The sequence below is a fragment of the Streptomyces sp. NPDC056296 genome (assembly GCF_042268605.1).
In the GTDB taxonomy this organism is placed as follows: domain Bacteria; phylum Actinomycetota; class Actinomycetes; order Streptomycetales; family Streptomycetaceae; genus Streptomyces.
In genome coordinates this window covers 11,675-15,974 of record NZ_JBHJRX010000104.1, presented here as the reverse complement: position 1 = coordinate 15,974, position 4,300 = coordinate 11,675, and the positions used below count along the sequence as shown (strand labels likewise).

General features: G+C 73.6%; 3 protein-coding genes. 1 reads left to right on the top strand and 2 read right to left on the bottom strand.

What is annotated here, in order from left to right; translation table 11 throughout:
• The coding region (locus ACFCZF_RS39610; protein WP_376675782.1) for a DEAD/DEAH box helicase at nucleotides 1–2,423 on the bottom strand (2,423 nt) is incomplete at its 3' end.
• A 548-nt stretch (nucleotides 2,424–2,971) separates the two neighbouring features.
• Between ACFCZF_RS39610 and ACFCZF_RS39605 the strand changes: the two genes are divergently transcribed.
• On the top strand, nucleotides 2,972–3,745 hold the full coding sequence (locus ACFCZF_RS39605) for a ferritin-like domain-containing protein (protein ID WP_375925469.1): 774 nt from the start codon (nucleotides 2,972–2,974) through the stop codon (nucleotides 3,743–3,745).
• 57 nt (nucleotides 3,746–3,802) lie between these two features.
• Here the strand turns inward: ACFCZF_RS39605 and ACFCZF_RS39600 are convergent, their stop codons facing one another.
• On the bottom strand, nucleotides 3,803–4,072 hold the full coding sequence (locus ACFCZF_RS39600) for a hypothetical protein (protein WP_375925471.1): 270 nt from the start codon (nucleotides 4,070–4,072) through the stop codon (nucleotides 3,803–3,805).
• Nucleotides 4,073–4,300 lie beyond the last annotated feature (228 nt).

The following is a 4,300-nucleotide window of genomic DNA, read 5'->3' as shown; positions in this document are numbered from 1 at the left end:
GTCTCGGTGGCCGTGACGGGGGCAGCGGCCTTGCGGGTGCGGCGGCGCGGCTTGGTCTCCGTGCCTTCGGCGGTGTCGACGGCCGCCTCGGCCTTGGCGGCGGCCGTCTTGCGGGTGCGGCGCGGCTTGGCCTCGGCCGCTTCCGGCTCCTGTGCGGCCGTCTCGGTGGCCTCCGCTGCCTTGCGGGTGCGGCGGCGCGGCTTGGTCTCCGCGGCCTCGGCGGTGTCGACGGCGGCTTCCGCCGTGGCGGCGGCCGCCTTCCGGGTGCGCCGGGGCTTGGCCTCGGCCGCTTCCGGCTCCTGTGCCGTCTGGGCCGGGATGTCGGCGGCGGTGTCGGTGGCCGTGACGGGGTCGGCGGCCTTGCGGGTGCGGCGGCGCGGCTTGGTCTCCGTGCCTTCGGCGGTGTCGACGGCCGCCCCGGCCTTGGCGGCGGCCGTCTTGCGGGTACGGCGCGGCTTCGCCTCGGCGGCCTCCGGGGCCTGCGCGGCCTCGGTGACCTCCGCGGGCTCGGCGGCCGCTGCCTTGCGGGTGCGGCGGGGCTTGGCAGCTGCGGTGTCGGCGGTGTCCGCCGTGCCTGTCGCGGTCGATGCCGCGGCGGCCGACTTGCGGGTGCGGCGCGGCTTCGTCGCCGTCGGTTCGGACGCGGGCTCGGTCGCTCCCTCGGCCGTGTCGACCGCCGTCTCCGCGGCCGTGGCCTTGCGGGTGCGGCGGCGCGGCTTCTCCACGGGAGCCTCGGTCACCGGGGCCTCGGTCATCGGGGCCTCGGTCATCGGGGCCTCGGCCACGGCCACCGGTGCGTCGACGACCGTCGGCTCGACCACCGGGGTGGTCGCCGGCGGAGCGGCCGGCGCCTCGGCCGACTTGCGGGTGCGGCGGCGACGCGACTTCGCCGGGGCCTCCGGGGCTTCCACGACCTCCGCGACCTCGGGGGTCGCGAGCGCGGTGCCCTCCGTGACCTGCGCCGCAGGAGCGTCGGTGGTCGTGGCCGTCACCGGCCGGCGCGACTCTCCACTGCGCGTACGGCGCCGGCGGCGCAGCGTGCGGGGAGCGGCGTCCGTGTCCACGTCGGCGGCGCTGTCCGCACCGCCGGTCACGGCCTCGGGGGCGGTGGTCGCGGAGGCGTCCGCGTCCACCGGGGCCCCGCCGCGCATCCGGCGACGGCGACGCGGCGTCGTACGGGACGAACGCTCGCGGTCGGCGGAACGGGACTCGTCCCGGCCGCCTCGGCCACCTCGACCGCCCCGGTCGCCGCGCGCGCGGCCACCCGGCTCGCCCAGGTCCTCCAGCTCCTCCGCGTCGAGCCCGGCGCGCGTGCGCTCCGAGCGCGGCAGGACGCCCTTGGTGCCCTCGGGGATGCCCAGGTCGGTGTACAGGTGCGGGGAGGTGGAGTACGTCTCCGGCGGGTCGTTGAAGCCCAGTTCCAGCGCCTTGTTGATCAGCTGCCAGCGCGGGATGTCGTCCCAGTCGACCAGCGTGATCGCCGTACCCTTGGCGCCCGCGCGGCCGGTGCGGCCGATGCGGTGCAGGTACGTCTTCTCCTCTTCCGGCGACTGGTAGTTGATGACGTGCGTCACGCCCCCGACGTCGATGCCGCGGGCGGCGACGTCGGTGCAGACGAGCACGTCCACCTTGCCGTTGCGGAAGGCGCGCAGGGCCTGCTCGCGGGCGCCCTGGCCGAGGTCGCCGTGGACCGCGCCGGAGGCGAAGCCGCGCTGCTTGAGCTGGTCGGCCAGGTCGGCCGCCGTGCGCTTGGTGCGGCAGAAGACCATGGCCAGTCCCCGGCCGTCGGCCTGCAGTATGCGCGCCACCATCTCGGGCTTGTCCATGTTGTGCGCGCGGTAGATGAACTGCTTCGTGTTGGCGACCGTGGCGCCCGCGTCGTCCGGCGAGGTGGCGCGGATGTGCGTGGGCTGCGACATGTAGCGGCGGGCCAGTCCGATGACCGCGCCCGGCATGGTGGCCGAGAACAACATGGTCTGGCGCCTGGCCGGCAGCATGTTGATGATCTTCTCGACGTCGGGCAGGAAGCCCAGGTCGAGCATCTCGTCGGCCTCGTCGAGGACCAGGCACTTGACGTGCTTGAGGCTCAGCTTCTTCTGGCCCGCGAGGTCCAGCAGGCGGCCCGGGGTGCCGACGATCACGTCGACGCCCTTCTTCAGGGCCTCCACCTGCGGCTCGTAGGCCCGGCCGCCGTAGATGGCGAGGACGCGCACGTTGCGCACCTTGCCGGCGGTCAGGAGGTCGTTGGTGACCTGCTGGCACAGCTCGCGCGTCGGGACGACGACGAGGGCCTGCGGGGCTTCGGTCAGGGACTCGGGCGCGGCGCGCCCGGCCTCGACGTCGGCGGGGACGGTCACGCGCTCAAGGAGCGGAAGGCCGAAGCCCAGCGTCTTGCCGGTGCCGGTCTTGGCCTGGCCGATCACGTCCGTGCCCGACAGGGCAACGGGGAGCGTGAGCTCCTGGATCGGGAAGGGAGTGATGATGCCGACGGCTTCGAGGGCTTCGGCGGTCTCGGGGAGGATCCCGAGGGATCGGAACGTCGTAGTCAGGGTGCTGCCTCTTCTGTGTACGTGGTGCGAGGCGAGCGCGCGGGTCGTGCCGGATCGTGTCGGGGACGTCGGCTGCCCTTACGGATGAGCCGTAGGACACGGGACCTCTGTCGACGCTCCAGCGCTCGTACCACTGAGGGTCCCCCTCCGGATTTCCGTACGCAGTGTGGCGTACGGCAGGGAGGGCTGTCGGGTCGGAGCCGATCGGGCCACCGACCGGGCATCCTCATGCGTGCGGCCCGACGACGATGTCACGTACCCGTACGTCACATACTCGGCAGGCGCATTACCACCATACCCCGGATTCGCGCACACGCGATGGCCGATTTGGTCACGTAGTCGTCGTCACACTGATTGACCAGGGCCGATCAGGGCCGACCGGGGGCCTTCCGGCAGGCGGCGGGCGGGCTATTGTGCGCTGCATGACGAGCTCTGACAAGCCTGGCAACGCCGCCGACGCCCCCGCCGAAACAACCGGAGCCACCGAAACCACCGGAGCCACCGGAGTCGCCGCCCAGGACTGGGCGACGGCGGCCGCCGACCCGCAGTACCGTGCCGCGGTCGTGGATCTGCTCGGCGCGCTCGCGTACGGCGAGCTGGCGGCGTTCGAGCGGCTCGCGGAGGACGCCAAGCTCGCGCCCACGCTTGCGGACAAGGCGGAGCTGGCGAAGATGGCGTCGGCGGAGTTCCACCACTTCGAGCGGCTGCGGGACCGGCTCGCCGAGATCGGCGAGGAGCCGACGGAGGCGATGGAGCCGTTCGTGGCCGCGTACGACGCCTTCCACAAGCAGACAGCCCCGTCCGACTGGCTGGAGGGGCTCGTCAAGGCCTACGTCGGCGACTCCATCGCCAGTGACTTCTACCGCGAGGTCGCGGCCCGCCTCGACTCCGACACCCGCGAGCTGGTGCTGGCGGTGCTCGACGACACCGGGCACGCGGGATTCGCCGTGGAGAAGGTGCGCGCGGCGATCGACGCGGACCCGCGTGTGGGCGGGCGGCTCGCGCTGTGGGCGCGGCGGCTGATGGGCGAGGCCCTCTCGCAGTCCCAGCGGGTGGTGGCCGACCGGGACGCGCTGTCGACGATGCTGGTGGGCGGTGTCGCGGACGGCTTCGACCTCGCCGAGGTCGGCCGGATGTTCTCCCGGATCACCGAGGCGCACACCAAGCGGATGGCGGCGCTGGGTCTGGCCGCCTGATCGTCCGGCCGCCTGACCGCTGTCAGCGCGGGCGCGACCCGGTACGGCGACGGCCGGTCAGGCGGTCGCCGATCGGCGGCGGAGTCTGCCCGCGGGGCGCAGCAGCAGCGACAGCGAGGCCGCCGAGAGGGTCGCCGAGCCCAGGAGAACCAGCAGGAGGCCGCCGGCGCCGAGCGCGGTGTGCGTGACGAACGCCCCGAAGAGGGCCCCGGCGATCCCCGTCGGCAGGACCAGGACGCGGGGCGGCAGGCGGTGGGGCAGACGGTGGACGGCGGCCCATGCCAGGGCGAGGCCGAGGATCGCGGCGCTGAGCGCTTCCAAGAGCATGTCGGGGTCCCTCCCACGCGGCCGGCCCGCCCGAAACGGTCACAGCCGTCTTACCCCTGACCTGCGGAATACAACCCTCCTCCTGTGGGTGAACTGTGCTCCGTCCGTGAACGAGACGACGGGAGACGACGGGAGACGACGGGAGGCGACGGGAGGGGGACAAGGGGGGGGGGGCGCCAAGGCCCCCCCCCTCTTCTTTTTTTTTTTTTTCTTCCTCCGCCCCTGTCC

Coding starts and splice junctions, on each gene's coding strand:
- ACFCZF_RS39605 (WP_375925469.1), top strand. CDS start 2,972: ATGACGAGCTCTGACAAGCCTGGCAACGCCGCCGACGCCCCCGCCGAA.
- ACFCZF_RS39600 (WP_375925471.1), bottom strand. CDS start 4,072: ATGCTCTTGGAAGCGCTCAGCGCCGCGATCCTCGGCCTCGCCCTGGCA.